The sequence below is a fragment of the Citrobacter europaeus genome (assembly GCA_020099315.1).
Taxonomy (GTDB): Bacteria; Pseudomonadota; Gammaproteobacteria; order Enterobacterales; family Enterobacteriaceae; genus Citrobacter; species Citrobacter europaeus.
Genome location: CP083650.1, coordinates 566,730 through 582,027 on the forward strand (window position 1 = coordinate 566,730; position 15,298 = coordinate 582,027).

13 protein-coding genes are annotated in these 15,298 nt (G+C 54.7%); 9 read left to right on the forward strand and 4 right to left on the reverse strand.

The features are described 5' to 3' along the window. Positions 1 to 238 precede the first annotated feature (238 nt). The 4 genes from deoC to deoD all read left to right on the forward strand — a co-directional run bounded on the left by deoC (position 239) and on the right by deoD (position 4,700). On the forward strand, positions 239 to 1,018 hold the full coding sequence (gene deoC, locus LA337_02725) for a deoxyribose-phosphate aldolase (GenBank protein ID UBI16624.1): 780 nt from the start codon (positions 239 to 241) through the stop codon (positions 1,016 to 1,018). A gap of 168 nt (positions 1,019 to 1,186) precedes the next feature. Next, positions 1,187 to 2,509 carry a thymidine phosphorylase gene (gene deoA / locus LA337_02730; GenBank protein ID UBI16625.1) on the forward strand — a complete coding sequence of 441 codons (1,323 nt, stop codon included), beginning with the start codon at positions 1,187 to 1,189 and terminating at the stop codon, positions 2,507 to 2,509. A gap of 52 nt (positions 2,510 to 2,561) precedes the next feature. Further along, the gene (deoB, locus tag LA337_02735; GenBank protein ID UBI16626.1) at positions 2,562 to 3,785 is read left to right on the forward strand and encodes a phosphopentomutase; all 1,224 of its coding nucleotides are present in this window, start codon (positions 2,562 to 2,564) and stop codon (positions 3,783 to 3,785) included. A gap of 195 nt (positions 3,786 to 3,980) precedes the next feature. Next, positions 3,981 to 4,700 (forward strand): purine-nucleoside phosphorylase, encoded by a 720-nt coding sequence (deoD, locus tag LA337_02740; protein ID UBI16627.1) that lies wholly within the window; start codon positions 3,981 to 3,983, stop codon positions 4,698 to 4,700. Positions 4,701 to 4,797: 97 nt separating this feature from the next. Here deoD and lplA read toward each other — a convergent pair whose 3' ends face one another. Further along, entirely contained in the window at positions 4,798 to 5,814 is a 1,017-nt protein-coding gene (gene lplA / locus LA337_02745) for a lipoate--protein ligase LplA (GenBank protein UBI16628.1), read from the reverse strand. A 27-nt stretch (positions 5,815 to 5,841) separates the two neighbouring features. Continuing rightward, positions 5,842 to 6,483: a YtjB family periplasmic protein gene (locus LA337_02750; protein UBI16629.1), complete on the reverse strand. Its 642-nt coding sequence runs from the start codon at positions 6,481 to 6,483 to the stop codon at positions 5,842 to 5,844. Positions 6,484 to 6,598: 115 nt separating this feature from the next. On the opposite strand from LA337_02750, the gene serB reads away from it, so the two are divergent. From serB to nadR, 3 genes are all read left to right on the forward strand, one after another. Continuing rightward, positions 6,599 to 7,567, forward strand: coding sequence for a phosphoserine phosphatase (serB, locus tag LA337_02755; GenBank protein UBI16630.1), 969 nt, complete (start codon positions 6,599 to 6,601; stop codon positions 7,565 to 7,567). Between the two features lie 11 nt (positions 7,568 to 7,578). Further along, a complete protein-coding gene (gene radA / locus LA337_02760) occupies positions 7,579 to 8,961 on the forward strand; it encodes a DNA repair protein RadA (GenBank protein UBI16631.1) in 1,383 nt (460 codons plus the stop codon). 140 nt (positions 8,962 to 9,101) lie between these two features. Beyond that, positions 9,102 to 10,334, forward strand: coding sequence for a multifunctional transcriptional regulator/nicotinamide-nucleotide adenylyltransferase/ribosylnicotinamide kinase NadR (gene nadR, locus LA337_02765; protein ID UBI16632.1), 1,233 nt, complete (start codon positions 9,102 to 9,104; stop codon positions 10,332 to 10,334). A gap of 81 nt (positions 10,335 to 10,415) precedes the next feature. Here nadR and ettA read toward each other — a convergent pair whose 3' ends face one another. Next, the gene (ettA, locus tag LA337_02770) at positions 10,416 to 12,083 is read right to left on the reverse strand and encodes an energy-dependent translational throttle protein EttA (protein ID UBI16633.1); all 1,668 of its coding nucleotides are present in this window, start codon (positions 12,081 to 12,083) and stop codon (positions 10,416 to 10,418) included. Between the two features lie 207 nt (positions 12,084 to 12,290). On the opposite strand from ettA, the gene sltY reads away from it, so the two are divergent. Both sltY and trpR read left to right on the forward strand, forming a co-directional pair. Beyond that, entirely contained in the window at positions 12,291 to 14,228 is a 1,938-nt protein-coding gene (gene sltY, locus LA337_02775) for a murein transglycosylase (protein ID UBI16634.1), read from the forward strand. Between the two features lie 89 nt (positions 14,229 to 14,317). Further along, positions 14,318 to 14,644 carry a trp operon repressor gene (gene trpR / locus LA337_02780; protein UBI16635.1) on the forward strand — a complete coding sequence of 109 codons (327 nt, stop codon included), beginning with the start codon at positions 14,318 to 14,320 and terminating at the stop codon, positions 14,642 to 14,644. A 100-nt stretch (positions 14,645 to 14,744) separates the two neighbouring features. On the opposite strand, the gene yjjX is transcribed toward trpR, so the two are convergent. Further along, positions 14,745 to 15,260 (reverse strand): inosine/xanthosine triphosphatase, encoded by a 516-nt coding sequence (yjjX, locus tag LA337_02785; GenBank protein ID UBI16636.1) that lies wholly within the window; start codon positions 15,258 to 15,260, stop codon positions 14,745 to 14,747. Positions 15,261 to 15,298: the final 38 nt, after the last annotated feature.

The following is a 15,298-nucleotide window of genomic DNA, read 5'->3' on the forward strand; positions in this document are numbered from 1 at the left end:
GGTGTAACGCCATTGTAGAAAGCAACGCCACCACAACCTTTGATCCGGATGCGCCTGATGCCACCGCATCCCCTCAGGAAAGGTTATTTATTTGAAGTAGATCTCATTAGAGTAATGCAAATCTGTATGTGGTTTTCATTAACTGTGATGTATATCGAAGTGTAATAGCGAGCGGATGTTAGAATACTAACAAACTCGCAAGGTGAAATTTTATACGGCGATGCCGTTGGAGAATGTTATGACCGATTTAACAGCAAGCAGCCTGCGTGCACTGAAACTGATGGACCTGACCACCCTGAATGATGACGACACCAATGAAAAAGTGATCGCGCTGTGTCATCAGGCGAAGACCCCGGTTGGCAACACGGCAGCAATTTGCATCTATCCACGTTTCATTCCTGTTGCGCGTAAGACTCTGAAAGAGCAGGGCACGCCGGACATCCGTATTGCCACCGTCACCAACTTCCCGCACGGTAATGACGACATCGAGATTGCGCTGGCTGAAACCCGCGCGGCGATTGCCTACGGTGCAGATGAAGTTGACGTGGTGTTCCCGTACCGTGCGCTGATCGCGGGTAACGAGCAGGTTGGTTTTGATCTGGTTAAAGCCTGTAAAGACGCGTGCGCGGCGGCAAACGTGCTGCTGAAAGTGATCATCGAAACCGGTGAACTGAAAGAAGAAGCCCTGATTCGCAAAGCGTCTGAAATCTCCATCAAAGCCGGTGCTGATTTCATCAAAACCTCTACCGGTAAAGTGCCGGTCAATGCGACCCCTGAAAGCGCTCGCATCATGATGGAAGTGATCCGCGACATGGGTGTTTCTAAAACCGTAGGTTTCAAACCGGCTGGCGGCGTGCGTACTGCAGAAGATGCACAGCAGTTCCTGGCGATTGCCGACGAACTGTTTGGCGCTGACTGGGCTGATTCTCGTCACTATCGTTTTGGCGCATCCAGCCTGCTGGCGAGCCTGTTGAAAGCGCTGGGTCATGGCGACGGTAAGAGCGCAAGCAGCTACTAAGTTTGAATTGCCCATCGTAGGCCGGATAAGGCGCAGCCGCCATCCGGCATCAGTACGACTGCCGGGTGCGCGTTGCTTACCAGGCCTACAACGGCTTGGATTATTAAGAGTAATCATTCATTGCAGTGGGTTTTCCGCAGCATTTAACCTGATTAATCGGGGGTTACCGTGTTTCTCGCACAAGAAATTATTCGTAAAAAACGTGATGGTCATGCGCTGAGCGATGAAGAAATTCGTTTCTTTATCAATGGTATTCGCGACAACACCATCTCTGAAGGACAAATCGCCGCCCTGGCGATGACCATTTTCTTCCACGATATGACAATGCCTGAGCGAGTTTCGCTGACCATGGCAATGCGTGATTCAGGAACCGTGCTGGACTGGAAAAGCCTGCAGCTGAACGGCCCGATTGTGGATAAACACTCTACCGGCGGCGTGGGTGACGTAACGTCACTGATGTTAGGCCCGATGGTTGCTGCCTGTGGCGGCTATATTCCGATGATCTCCGGGCGTGGCCTGGGGCACACCGGCGGTACGCTCGATAAACTGGAAGCGATTCCTGGGTTTGATATCTTCCCGGACGACGCGCGTTTCCGTGAAATTATTAAAGACGTTGGTGTGGCGATTATTGGGCAAACCAGCTCGCTCGCACCGGCGGATAAACGTTTTTATGCCACCCGCGATATTACCGCGACCGTGGATTCCATCCCGCTGATTACCGGCTCCATCCTGGCGAAAAAGCTGGCGGAAGGGCTGGATGCGTTGGTGATGGATGTGAAAGTAGGCAGCGGCGCCTTTATGCCGACCTACGAGCTTTCTGAAGCCCTTGCCGAAGCGATTGTCGGCGTGGCGAACGGGGCGGGTGTACGTACCACCGCGCTGTTAACCGATATGAACCAGGTACTGGCCTCGAGCGCTGGTAACGCGGTAGAAGTCCGCGAAGCGGTGCAGTTCCTGACCGGTGAATACCGCAATCCACGTCTGTTAGACGTCACCATGGCGCTGTGCGTGGAAATGCTGATCTCCGGCAAACTGGCGAAAGATGACGCCGAAGCCCGTGCGAAATTGCAGGCGGTGTTGGATAACGGTAAAGCGGCAGAGATTTTTGGTCGCATGGTTGCGGCGCAGAAAGGACCGACCGATTTCGTCGAAAATTATGCGAAGTACCTGCCGACGGCAATGCTCAGCAAAGCGGTATATGCTGATACCGAAGGCTTTGTCAGCGCGATGGATACCCGTGCGCTGGGTATGGCGGTCGTTTCCATGGGCGGCGGTCGTCGTCAGGCTTCGGACACCATTGATTACAGCGTTGGCTTTAGCGACATGGCGCGTTTGGGCGACAGCGTAGATGGACAGCGTCCGCTGGCGGTGATCCACGCGAAAGATGAAGCCAGCTGGCAGGAAGCGGCGAAAGCGGTCAAAGCGGCAATCAGCCTTGACGATAAAGCGCCAGAAATTACACCGACAGTCTATCGTCGTATAACCGAATAACTGTATACTGATCTGATCGCTTTTTTGCGGCGCAAAAGGTACGGAGATTAATATGAAACGTGCATTTATTATGGTGCTGGACTCCTTTGGTATTGGTGCGACTGAAGATGCGGATCGCTTTGGCGACGTAGGCTCAGACACTATGGGACACATTGCAGAAGCCTGTGCGAAAGGTGAAGCTGACAATGGTCGCAAAGGCCCACTGACTCTGCCTAACCTGACCCGTCTGGGCCTGGTGAAAGCTCACGAAGGTTCTACCGGTAAAATTGCTGCTGGCATGGACGGTAACGCGGAAGTCATTGGCGCCTATGCATGGGCGCATGAACTCTCTTCCGGGAAAGATACACCGTCTGGTCACTGGGAAATCGCTGGTGTTCCGGTTCTGTTTGACTGGGGTTATTTCTCCGATCATGAAAACAGCTTTCCGCAGGAACTGCTGGATAAGCTGGTAAAACGTGCCAACTTGCCGGGCTACCTCGGCAACTGCCACTCTTCCGGTACCGTGATTTTGGATCAACTGGGTGAAGAGCATATGAAAACCGGCAAGCCGATTTTCTATACCTCCGCTGACTCCGTGTTCCAGATTGCCTGCCACGAAGAGACTTTTGGCCTGGATAAACTCTACGAGCTGTGCGAAATCGCCCGTGAGGAACTGACCGAAGGTGGTTACAACATCGGTCGTGTTATCGCACGTCCGTTTATCGGTGATAAAGCCGGTAACTTCCAGCGTACCGGTAACCGTCACGATCTGGCCGTTGAGCCGCCAGCACCGACCGTGCTGCAGAAACTGGTCGACGAGAAAGACGGTCACGTGGTTTCCGTCGGTAAAATCGCGGATATCTACGCTAACTGCGGCATCACTAAAAAAGTGAAAGCCACCGGTCTGGACGCGCTGTTCGACGCCACCATCAAAGAGATGAAAGAAGCCGGTGATAAGACCATCGTCTTCACCAACTTCGTTGATTTCGACTCTTCATGGGGACATCGTCGCGATATCGCCGGTTACGCAGCGGGTCTGGAACTGTTTGACCGCCGTCTGCCAGAGCTGATGGAGCTGGTAGGTGAAGATGACATTCTGATCCTGACCGCCGACCACGGCTGCGACCCGAGCTGGACCGGCACTGACCACACCCGTGAGCACATTCCGGTACTGGTCTACGGCCCGAAAGTTAAACCTGGCTCTTTAGGTCACCGTGAAACCTTCGCGGATATCGGTCAGACGCTGGCGAGCTACTTTGGTACGTCGCCGATGGACTACGGTAAAAACATGCTGTAATACCCGTTGTCTTTCGCGCTGTAGATGCGTTGACTTCATTCGCTCACCCCGGTCACATAGTGAATCTATGCTCCCGGGGATACACGAATTCGTCGCCTTCCTACAACGCGAAATCCTTAGGGTATTTGGATACGTTTTGTAGGCCTGATAAGGCGTAGTCGCCATCAGGCAATAACAACGAAATAAGGATAAAAAATGGCAACTCCACATATTAATGCAGAAATGGGTGATTTCGCTGACGTCGTATTGATGCCGGGCGACCCGCTGCGTGCAAAGCATATTGCTGAAACTTTCCTCGAAGATGTTCGTGAAGTGAATAACGTGCGCGGCATGTTAGGTTTCACCGGTACTTATAAAGGCCGTAAGATCTCCGTAATGGGTCACGGTATGGGTATCCCGTCCTGCTCCATCTACACCAAAGAGTTGATCACCGATTTCGGCGTGAAGAAAATCATTCGCGTAGGTTCCTGCGGCGCTGTGCGTATGGACGTTAAACTGCGTGACGTGGTTATCGGTATGGGTGCCTGCACCGACTCCAAAGTTAACCGTATCCGTTTTAAAGATCATGACTTCGCCGCTATTGCTGATTTCGACATGGTGCGTAACGCGGTTGATGCGGCAAAAGCGCTGGGCGTAGACGCGCGCGTGGGCAACCTGTTCTCCGCTGACCTGTTCTACTCTCCGGACGGCGAAATGTTCGACGTGATGGAAAAATACGGCGTGCTGGGTGTGGAAATGGAAGCGGCGGGTATCTACGGCGTCGCGGCTGAGTTTGGTGCGAAAGCTCTGACCATCTGCACCGTATCCGACCATATCCGTACTCACGAGCAAACCACTGCGGCTGAACGTCAGACGACCTTCAACGACATGATCAAAATCGCACTGGAATCCGTTCTGCTGGGCGATAAAGAGTAAGCGTTGTTTGCCCGGTGGCTCTGAGCTGACCGGGCTTACCATTCTTCTCGTAGGCCGGATAAGGCGTCGCCGCCATCCGGCATTTTCAGGCCAGTGCTTAACGCACCGCTCCGGCAATCCATGCCGACAGCTCGCGTAACTCTTTTTCTTGCTCCGGGAAATCAACCAGCAGCGCCTCGCACTCCTGTTGCAGCATATCAGCACGGTACAAGCATCCTTGCAGACGACCCGCCAGCGCTTCTAACGGCGCGGGATTGAGGCTGTCGGTAAACACCTGCGTACGGGTGATATGACCTTTTTCGACGTCGAAATGTAGCTCGACGCCGCCCCAGGTGAAACGCTCGTCAAGCAGGTGCGAGAATGCAGGTGCCTGACCAAAATTCCACTCCCAACTGCTCTGGCGGGCAAAGGTGTCGGCAAAGTTCGGCAGATCCGGCGTTTTATCCGGCGAGATAATTTCCGCTTCGACACGTTCGCCGTAGTGGGTAAAAAAGGCTTCCGTAATGGCCTGACAGACCTGTTGATGGGTAATGCCCGGCAACAGCTCCGTTAAATTCGCCACCCGCGAGCGAACCGAGGTGATGCCTTTGGCGGCAAGTTTCTTTTTATCGGGATTGAGATAGTTTGCCAGGCGGCTTAAATCCGCGTTCAACAGCAGCGTGCCGTGGTGGAATCCGCGATCTTTCGTTTCCCGATAAGCAGAGCCGGAAACCTTGCGATCGCCGTCCGGCGTTTTGACCACCAGATCGTTACGCCCGGAGGCGTCGGCCTCTACGCCCAGCGCGTTCAGAGCATTAAGGACAATCGCGGTGGAGATGGTTTTGTCGTACTCTGGCTTACCGGCCATAAAGGTAAAGCAAGTATTGCCTAAGTCATGGAATACCGCGCCGCCGCCGCTACTGCGACGGGCGAGCCGCACGTTGTCTTCCTCCATACGCCGGGTATTACACTCTTTCCACGGGTTTTGCGCCCGGCCAATCACCACCGTATCGGCGTTACGCCATAAGAACAAGACGCGCTGCGTGGCGGGCATCTGGCGAAAAATGCACTCTTCGACCGCGAGGTTAAACCACGGATCGTAAGAGTCTGAGATAAGCAGGCGTAATGTGGTCATGGTTGATTTCCCTTTATTTTACTGTTTTTACTCTTTTTTCTCGTTTTCTTCTTCCTGCACCGGTTTGTTGGCGGTCAGCAGGAAAGGGGATTGCTGCCAGCGGGTACGCTTACCTTGCAATAAGGTACGGGTCAGCACCACGCCGATTGCCAGCGACAGAAGCAGCATCAGGCGTAAGATGTTGGTGGTGTTATCCACCTGCTTGGCTTCGGTCGCGAGCGTGTGGGTATCCAGCGTCAGGCGTAGATAGCCCAGCGGACCATTTTTCCCCTGGATGGGTTCGACAATCTGCTGGTTAAAATATCCCCCGGCTTTTTTGCCGTCGAGCGCCAGCCGGTCACGAACATTGACGCTCTCACCGGTGCGCGTAATCAGGTCTCCCTGTTCGTCGTACACGCCAGCGTCCAGAATACGGCTACTCTCCGTCAGTTGCGTGAGCACCGCCTTAATGCGCTTTTCATCCGGCGTTTCGGTACGCATCAATGGGGCGACGTTTAACGCGACCTGGCGAGCCAGCGTGCGCGCCAGCTCTTCGAGCTGAGGATTACGCTGCTGCTGGTGGCTTTGACTAAACCAGGAAGCCCCCTGCATCAGAGCGACGAGCAGCGCAAGGCAGGACAATACAATCACTGCACGATGAAGTCGGAATTTCAGTTTTGTGCGAGCCATATTCCACCTGCTGAAAATTTGAGACTTAATGTTGCCAGAAGCGCTGGTTACAGGGTAGCCTCATGCGTTATTTTCCCCTGATGATTCCGACCCGAACGATTTTACAGGAGCTTTAATGCCTAACATTACCTGGTGCGATCTACCTGAAGATGTCTCTCTGTGGCCAGGTCTGCCCCTCTCTTTAAGCGGTGATGAAGTGATGCCGCTGGATTACCACGCGGGCCGTAGTGGCTGGCTGCTGTACGGTCGTGGGCTGGATAAGCAACGGTTAACGCAATACCAGAGTAAACTGGGCGCAGCGATGGTGATCGTGGCGGCGTGGTGCGTTGAAGATTATCAGGTGATTCGTCTGGCGGGCTCATTAACGCCACGCGCGGCAAAACTGGCGCATGACGCCAGACTGGATGTTGCACCGCTGGGTAAAATTCCACATCTGCGCACGCCGGGTTTACTGGTGATGGACATGGACTCGACGGCAATCCAGATCGAGTGTATTGATGAAATTGCTAAACTGGCCGGAACCGGCGAAATGGTTGCCGAAGTCACCGAACGCGCGATGCGTGGCGAACTGGACTTTACCGCCAGCCTGCGCAGCCGCGTGGCGACGCTGAAGGGCGCTGATGCCAATATTTTGCACCAGGTGCGCGAAACACTTCCGCTGATGCCTGGCCTGACTCAACTGGTGTTAAAACTGGAAACGCTCGGCTGGAAAGTGGCAATCGCCTCCGGCGGCTTTACCTTCTTTGCCGATTATCTGCGTAACAAACTGCGTCTGACGGCGGCTGTGGCAAACGAGCTGGAGATCATGGACGGTAAATTCACCGGCAATGTGATCGGTGATATCGTCGATGCGCAGTACAAAGCCAATACATTGACCCGACTGGCGCAGGAGTATGAGATCCCGATCGCGCAGACGGTAGCGATCGGCGACGGCGCCAACGACCTGCCGATGATCAAAACGGCCGGATTGGGTATTGCGTATCATGCCAAACCGAAAGTGAATGAAAAGACGGAAATTACTATCCGTCATGCTGACCTGATGGGCGTGTTCTGCATTCTCTCCGGCAGCATGAACCAGAAATAACGAGGTAAAACGTGGCAAAAGCTCCAAAACGCGCCTTTGTTTGTAATGAATGCGGGGCCGATTACCCGCGCTGGCAGGGGCAATGCAGCGCCTGCCAGGCCTGGAACACCATTACCGAGGTACGCCTTGCCGCGTCGCCGACGGTGGCGCGTAACGAGCGGCTCAGTGGCTATGCCGGGAATGCGGGCGTCGCAAAAGTGCAGAAGCTGTCTGACATCAGCCTTGAGGAACTGCCGCGTTTTTCCACCGGATTTAAAGAGTTTGACCGCGTGCTGGGCGGCGGGGTGGTACCCGGCAGCGCCATTCTGATTGGCGGTAACCCCGGCGCGGGGAAATCAACGCTGCTGCTGCAAACGCTGTGCAAGCTTGCTGAGCAGATGAAAACCCTGTACGTCACCGGCGAAGAGTCGCTGCAACAGGTAGCGATGCGCGCGCACCGGCTTGGCCTGCCGACGGCGAATTTGAACATGCTGTCAGAAACCAGTATCGAACAAATTTGCCTGATTGCCGAAGAAGAACAACCGAAACTGATGGTGATCGACTCCATTCAGGTGATGCACATGGCGGATATTCAGTCTTCGCCGGGCAGCGTGGCGCAGGTGCGCGAAACGGCGGCCTACCTGACGCGTTTTGCCAAAACGCGCGGCGTGGCGATTGTGATGGTTGGTCATGTCACCAAAGACGGATCGCTGGCCGGGCCGAAGGTGCTGGAGCACTGTATCGACTGCTCGGTGCTGCTCGACGGTGATGCCGATTCCCGCTTCCGTACACTGCGTAGCCATAAAAACCGCTTTGGCGCGGTGAATGAGCTGGGCGTCTTCGCCATGACGGAACAGGGGTTGCGTGAAGTCAGTAACCCTTCCGCTATCTTCTTAAGCCGTGGCGATGAAGTCACCTCCGGCAGTTCAGTGATGGTGGTCTGGGAAGGCACGCGTCCGCTGCTGGTAGAGATTCAGGCATTGGTCGATCACTCAATGATGGCGAACCCACGTCGCGTGGCGGTCGGTCTGGAACAGAACCGCCTGGCGATTCTGCTGGCGGTGCTGCATCGTCACGGCGGCTTGCAGATGGCGGATCAGGACGTGTTCGTCAACGTGGTCGGCGGCGTAAAAGTCACCGAAACCAGCGCCGACCTGGCGCTGCTGCTGGCAATGGTTTCCAGCCTGCGCGACAGGCCGTTGCCGCAGGACTTAGTGGTCTTTGGCGAAGTAGGACTGGCAGGCGAAATCCGTCCGGTACCCAGCGGCCAGGAGCGTATTTCGGAAGCGGCAAAGCACGGCTTTCGTCGGGCGATAGTTCCCGCCGCCAACGTGCCGAAAAAAGTACCGGAAGGGATGCAGGTCTTTGGCGTTAAAAAGCTTGCGGATGCGTTAAGCGTGTTTGACGACTTATAATCCTCTGTATGCAGTGATGTTGTATAATTTGCCGGATGGCGACGCAATGCGTCTTATCCGGCCTACGGATTGATGTTGTAGGCCTGATAAGCGAAGCGCCATCAGGCAGTGTTACGCGATTTTTCCAGCAGGAGGCTCTTGTGTCATCGTTCGACTATCTCAAAACCGCCATAAAGCAAAAAGGCTGTACCCTGCAACAGGTGGCGGATGCCAGTGGCATGACCAAGGGATACCTAAGCCAACTGCTGAATGCCAAAATCAAAAGCCCCAGTGCGCAAAAGCTGGAGGCATTGCACCGCTTTCTTGGGCTGGAGTTTCCACGCCAGCAGAAAAATATTGGTGTGGTATTCGGTAAGTTTTATCCGCTGCACACCGGTCATATCTATCTTATCCAGCGTGCATGTAGTCAGGTTGATGAACTGCATATCATCATGGGCTATGACGACACGCGCGATCGCAGCCTGTTTGAAGACAGCGCCATGTCGCAACAGCCTACGGTACCCGATCGCCTGCGCTGGCTGCTGCAAACCTTTAAGTATCAGAAAAATATCCGTATTCATGCCTTCAACGAAGAGGGCATGGAGCCGTATCCGCACGGTTGGGACGTGTGGAGCAACGGGATCAAAACGTTTATGCAGGAGAAAGGGATCCAGCCAAACTGGATCTACACTTCTGAAGAATCAGATGCCCCGCAGTATCTGGAACATCTGGGGATCGAAACCGTGCTGGTGGATCCCAAGCGAACGTTTATGAGCATCAGTGGCGGGCAAATTCGTGAGAACCCGTTTCGCTACTGGGAGTATATACCGACCGAAGTGAAGCCGTTTTTCGTACGTACTGTGGCGATCCTCGGCGGGGAGTCGAGCGGCAAATCGACGCTGGTGAACAAGCTCGCCAACATCTTTAACACCACCAGTGCGTGGGAATATGGGCGTGATTACGTTTTCTCCCATTTGGGCGGCGATGAGATGGCGTTGCAGTATTCCGACTACGATAAGATCGCCCTGGGACAAGCGCAATACATTGATTTTGCTGTTAAGTATGCCAATAAAGTGGCGTTCATCGACACCGATTTCGTGACCACTCAGGCCTTCTGTAAAAAGTATGAAGGGCGTGAACACCCGTTTGTGCAGGCGCTGATTGACGAGTATCGCTTTGACCTGGTGATCCTACTGGAAAACAACACCCCGTGGGTGGCGGATGGTTTGCGCAGCCTTGGTAGTTCGGTTGACAGAAAAGCGTTTCAGACGCTGCTGGTTGAGATGCTGCAGGAAAACAATATCAATTTTGTGCACGTTCAGGAGCCGGACTACGACGGTCGATTCCTGCGCTGCGTGGAGTTGGTGAAAGAGCTCATGGGCGAGCAGAGATAGTTTAAATGCCGGATGGCGCTGCGCTTATCCGGCCTACAAGTCGCACTAACCTCGTAGACCGGATACGGCGCTTAACGGTAATTACTTCGAAATACGCTTGTACTTAATACGCTTCGGCTCCAGCGCATCCGCGCCAAGCGTGCGTTTCTTGTACTCTTCGTATTCGGTAAAGTTACCTTCGAAGAACTCAACCTTACCTTCATCCTGGTAATCCAGAATGTGAGTCGCGATACGGTCAAGGAACCAACGGTCGTGCGAGATAACCATCGCGCAGCCCGGGAATTCCAGCAGGGCGTTTTCCAGCGCGCGCAGGGTTTCAATATCCAGGTCGTTGGTTGGTTCATCGAGCAGCAGCATGTTGCCGCCAACCTGCAGCAGCTTCGCCAGATGTAGACGACCACGCTCACCGCCGGACAGCTCGCCGACGCGTTTGCCCTGATCCACACCTTTGAAGTTGAAGCGGCCCACGTAGGCGCGGCTTGGCATTTCGGTATTGCCGATACGCATGATATCCAGCCCGCCGGAAACTTCTTCCCATACGGTTTTGCTGTTGTCCATCGCATCACGGAACTGGTCAACGGAGGCCAGTTTGACGGTTTCACCCAGCGTGATGGTGCCGCTGTCAGGCTGTTCCTGACCGGACATCATACGGAACAGGGTTGATTTACCCGCGCCGTTCGGACCGATGATGCCGACAATGGCGCCTTTCGGTACCGAGAAGCTCAGGTCGTCAATCAGCACACGATCGCCGTAGGATTTACGCAGATTGGTGACTTCAACGACTTTATCGCCCAGACGAGCTCCAGGTGGGATAAACAGTTCGTTGGTTTCGTTACGCTTCTGATATTCGGTGTTGTTCAGCTCTTCAAAGCGCGCCAGACGGGCTTTGCCCTTAGACTGACGGCCTTTAGCGCCCTGACGTACCCACTCCAGCTCTTTCTCAATGGATTTACGGCGAGCCGCTTCCTGAGAGGCTTCCTGGGCCAGACGCTGATCTTTCTGCTCCAGCCAGGAGGAGTAGTTGCCTTCCCACGGAATACCTTCACCACGGTCAAGCTCCAGAATCCAACCCGCTACGTTGTCGAGGAAGTAACGGTCGTGGGTGATCGCCACTACGGTGCCTTCGAAATCGTGCAGGAAGCGTTCCAGCCATGCCACGGATTCCGCATCCAGGTGGTTGGTCGGTTCGTCGAGCAGCAGCATGTCTGGTTTTTCCAGCAGCAGGCGGCACAGCGCGACGCGGCGGCGTTCACCACCGGAGAGATTCTCAATTTTAGCGTCCCAGTCCGGCAGACGCAGGGCGTCGGCGGCACGCTCAAGCTGCACGTTCAGGTTATGACCGTCATGGGCCTGAATAATCTCTTCAAACTTGCCCTGTTGCGCGGCCAGTTTGTCGAAGTCAGCGTCCGGCTCGGCGTACTTCGCGTACACTTCATCCAGGCCTTTCAGCGCGTTAACCACTTCTGCAACCGCTTCTTCAACGGATTCGCGAACGGTATGTTCCGGGTTCAGTTTCGGCTCCTGCGGCAGGTAACCGATTTTAATGCCAGGCTGTGGGCGAGCTTCACCTTCGATATCGGTATCAATGCCGGCCATGATGCGCAGCAGGGTAGATTTACCCGCGCCGTTCAGACCGAGTACACCGATTTTGGCGCCAGGGAAGAAGCTCAGTGAGATGTTTTTAAGAATATGACGTTTCGGCGGAACGACTTTGCCGACACGATGCATGGTATAAACGAATTGAGCCACGTGGACTTCGCCTCTTTTATAGTGATGAATAGAGTTTTCAAAGGCGAAGTGTAGCCTTTTTCATTGCTCAATCCCAGCCAGCAGATCTCACTCGCAACAAAAGTAAAAAAGTGTCCGTGACGTGGCGCATTCTGCAATGTCTGGTTAGCATGAATGAATTAAGCGGCATGATGCTGCACAGACGTAACATGAGAAGAGGAAGAGCTTGTGGACAAAGCCAATCAATTTACCTGGCGCCTGCTGGCGGCCAGCGTATGTCTGCTGACGGTCAGTCAAGTGGCGCGAGCCGATTCCCTGGATGAGCAGCGCAATCGCTATGCGCAAATTAAGCAGGCCTGGGATAACCGCCAGATGGATGTCGTCGAGCAGATGATGCCCGGCCTGAAGAGCTATCCTCTGTATCCTTATCTGGAATATCGTCAGATTACGGACGATCTGATGAATCAGCCGACCATTACCGTCACCAATTTTGTGCGCGCCAACCCGACGCTGCCCCCAGCGCGTACTCTGCAATCACGTTTCGTGAATGAACTGGCGCGACGGGAAGACTGGCGTGGACTGCTGGCATTCAGTCCGGAAAAACCGGGTACCACGGAAGCGCAATGTAACTATTACTTTGCGAAATGGAGCACCGGGCAAACCGAAGAAGCCTGGCAGGGCGCGAAAGAACTGTGGTTGACCGGGAAAAGCCAGCCGAACGCTTGTGACAAATTATTCGGCGTATGGCGCGCCTCAGGCACCCAGGATCCGCTGGCGTATCTGGAACGTATTCGTCTGGCGATGAAAGCCGGGAATACCGGACTGGTCACCGCGTTGGCCGGACAGATGCCCGCGCAATATCAAACTATCGCTTCGGCGATCATTGCGCTGGCCAATGATCCAAATTCGGTGATGACCTTTGCTCGCACTACTGGCGCCACGGATTTCACCCGACAGATGGCAGCGGTGGCCTTTGCCAGCGTGGCGCGTCAGGATGTGGAGAATGCCCGCCTGATGATCCCGTCTCTGACACAAGCGCAGCAGTTGAATGACGAGCAAACTCAGGAGCTGCGCGACATTGTTGCCTGGCGTTTGATGGGCAACGACGTCACCGACGAGCAGGCCAAATGGCGCGATGACGCCATTATGCGTTCGAATTCCACCTCGCTTGTGGAGCGTCGCGTGCGCATGGCGCTGGGAACCGGCGATCGTCGTGGCCTGAATACCTGGCTGGCGCGTCTGCCAATGGAAGCAAAAGAAAAAGATGAGTGGCGCTACTGGCAGGCCGATCTGCTGCTGGAACGCGGACGCGAAGCGGAAGCCAAAGAGATCCTGCATCAGCTCATGCAGCAGCGCGGATTCTATCCGATGGTGGCGGCACAGCGTCTGGGCGAAGAGTATGAGTTGAAAGTGGATAAAGCCCCAGCCAACGTTGACTCTGCGTTAACTCAGGGCCCGGAAATGGCGCGCGTACGCGAGCTGATGTACTGGAACATGGACAATACCGCACGCAGTGAATGGGCGAATCTGGTCACCAGCCGCACCAAGTCTGAGCAGGCTCAACTGGCGCGTTACGCGTTCAATAATCACTGGTGGGATCTGAGCGTGCAGGCGACGATCGCCGGTAAGCTGTGGGATCATCTGGAAGAGCGCTTCCCGCTGGCCTACAAGGATCTGTTTACCCGTTACACCAGCGGCAAGGATATTCAGCCGAGCTATGCGATGGCGATAGCGCGTCAGGAAAGCGCCTGGAACCCGAAAGTGAAATCGCCGGTCGGCGCCAGCGGACTGATGCAGATTATGCCAGGCACGGCGACGCATACGGTGAAAATGTTCTCGATTGCGGGTTACAGCAGCCCGAGCCAGCTACTGGATCCTGATACCAACATCAACATTGGTACCAGCTATTTGCAGTATGTTTACCAGCAATTCGGTAATAACCGCATTTTTGCGTCGGCGGCCTATAACGCCGGACCGGGGCGCGTTCGCACCTGGCTTGGCAATAGCGCGGGCCGGATTGATGCCGTCGCGTTTGTCGAGAGCATTCCATTCTCAGAGACGCGTGGTTACGTGAAGAACGTGTTGGCTTACGATGCGTACTACCGCTATTTCCTCGGTGATAAACCGGAGTTGATGAGCGACGCAGAATGGCAACGTCGTTACTGATCGCGTCGGTTGTGTTATGCTATCGTACTCGTTAAAGAGTACAAAAGGGGGAAGCAAGCACGCTTCCCCCGCAACGATGGCGATATCTTATGACTCAGCAATCACCCTATTCAGCAGAGATGGCAGAACAGCGTCACCAGGAGTGGTTACGTTTTGTCGATCTGCTTAAACACGCCTATGAACAAGATTTACACCTGCCCCTGCTCAATTTGATGTTAACGCCGGATGAGCGCGAAGCGTTAGGCACGCGTGTGCGTATCATTGAAGAGCTGCTGCGTGGCGAGATGAGCCAGCGCGAGCTTAAAAACGAGCTTGGAGCGGGGATCGCCACCATTACGCGGGGGTCGAACAGCCTCAAATCCGCACCGGTGGATCTGCGTCACTGGCTGGAGCTGGTGTTACTCAAAAACGGCTGATTCGTCGTAGGCCGGATAAGGCGAAGCCGCCATCCGGCAACATCGCCGCGAAATGCCTGATGGCGCTGTGCTTATCAGGCCTACAACGTAGCGCAAATCATTACCGATACACCGCGTTATGAAATGGGCTGAGCGCCAGAATCACTGCCTGGTGGTAGACGCTCGAGCGCGTCAGCTTGCCCGCGGTAAAGACGCCGATTGCGCCCTCTTTACGGCCAATCTCATCAATACCCGTATAGTCCGACATCACCGGGCCGAGCGCTTCACCCTGGCGGACTCTGTCGAGAATGACAGCTGGCAATGGCAGTGTGGCTGAACGGGCTTCTCCACGCTGGATGCCGTTATCAATCACCACCCAACTGAAGGTGGCGTCATCGTCAATACCCGCTTCAATAGCGACCCAGAAATCAGCCTGCGGGTGCAGGCGGCGCGCGTTATCAACGCGATTTCGTGCGCCAGTGCGCGTTTCCTGGCTTCCGAAAGGTTGTTCCGGCACGCCACTCTCGACGGCGACGGGTTCAATATGGCAGGATCCTTCCCCGAAAATCTCTTCAAATGCCCGCAGAATTGCCTGAATTTTGGCAGGATTGGTGGTTGCAGAGATAACCTTGTGCATAATTAAGCTCAGTTTGAAAATTCATCGCAGAGTCTACT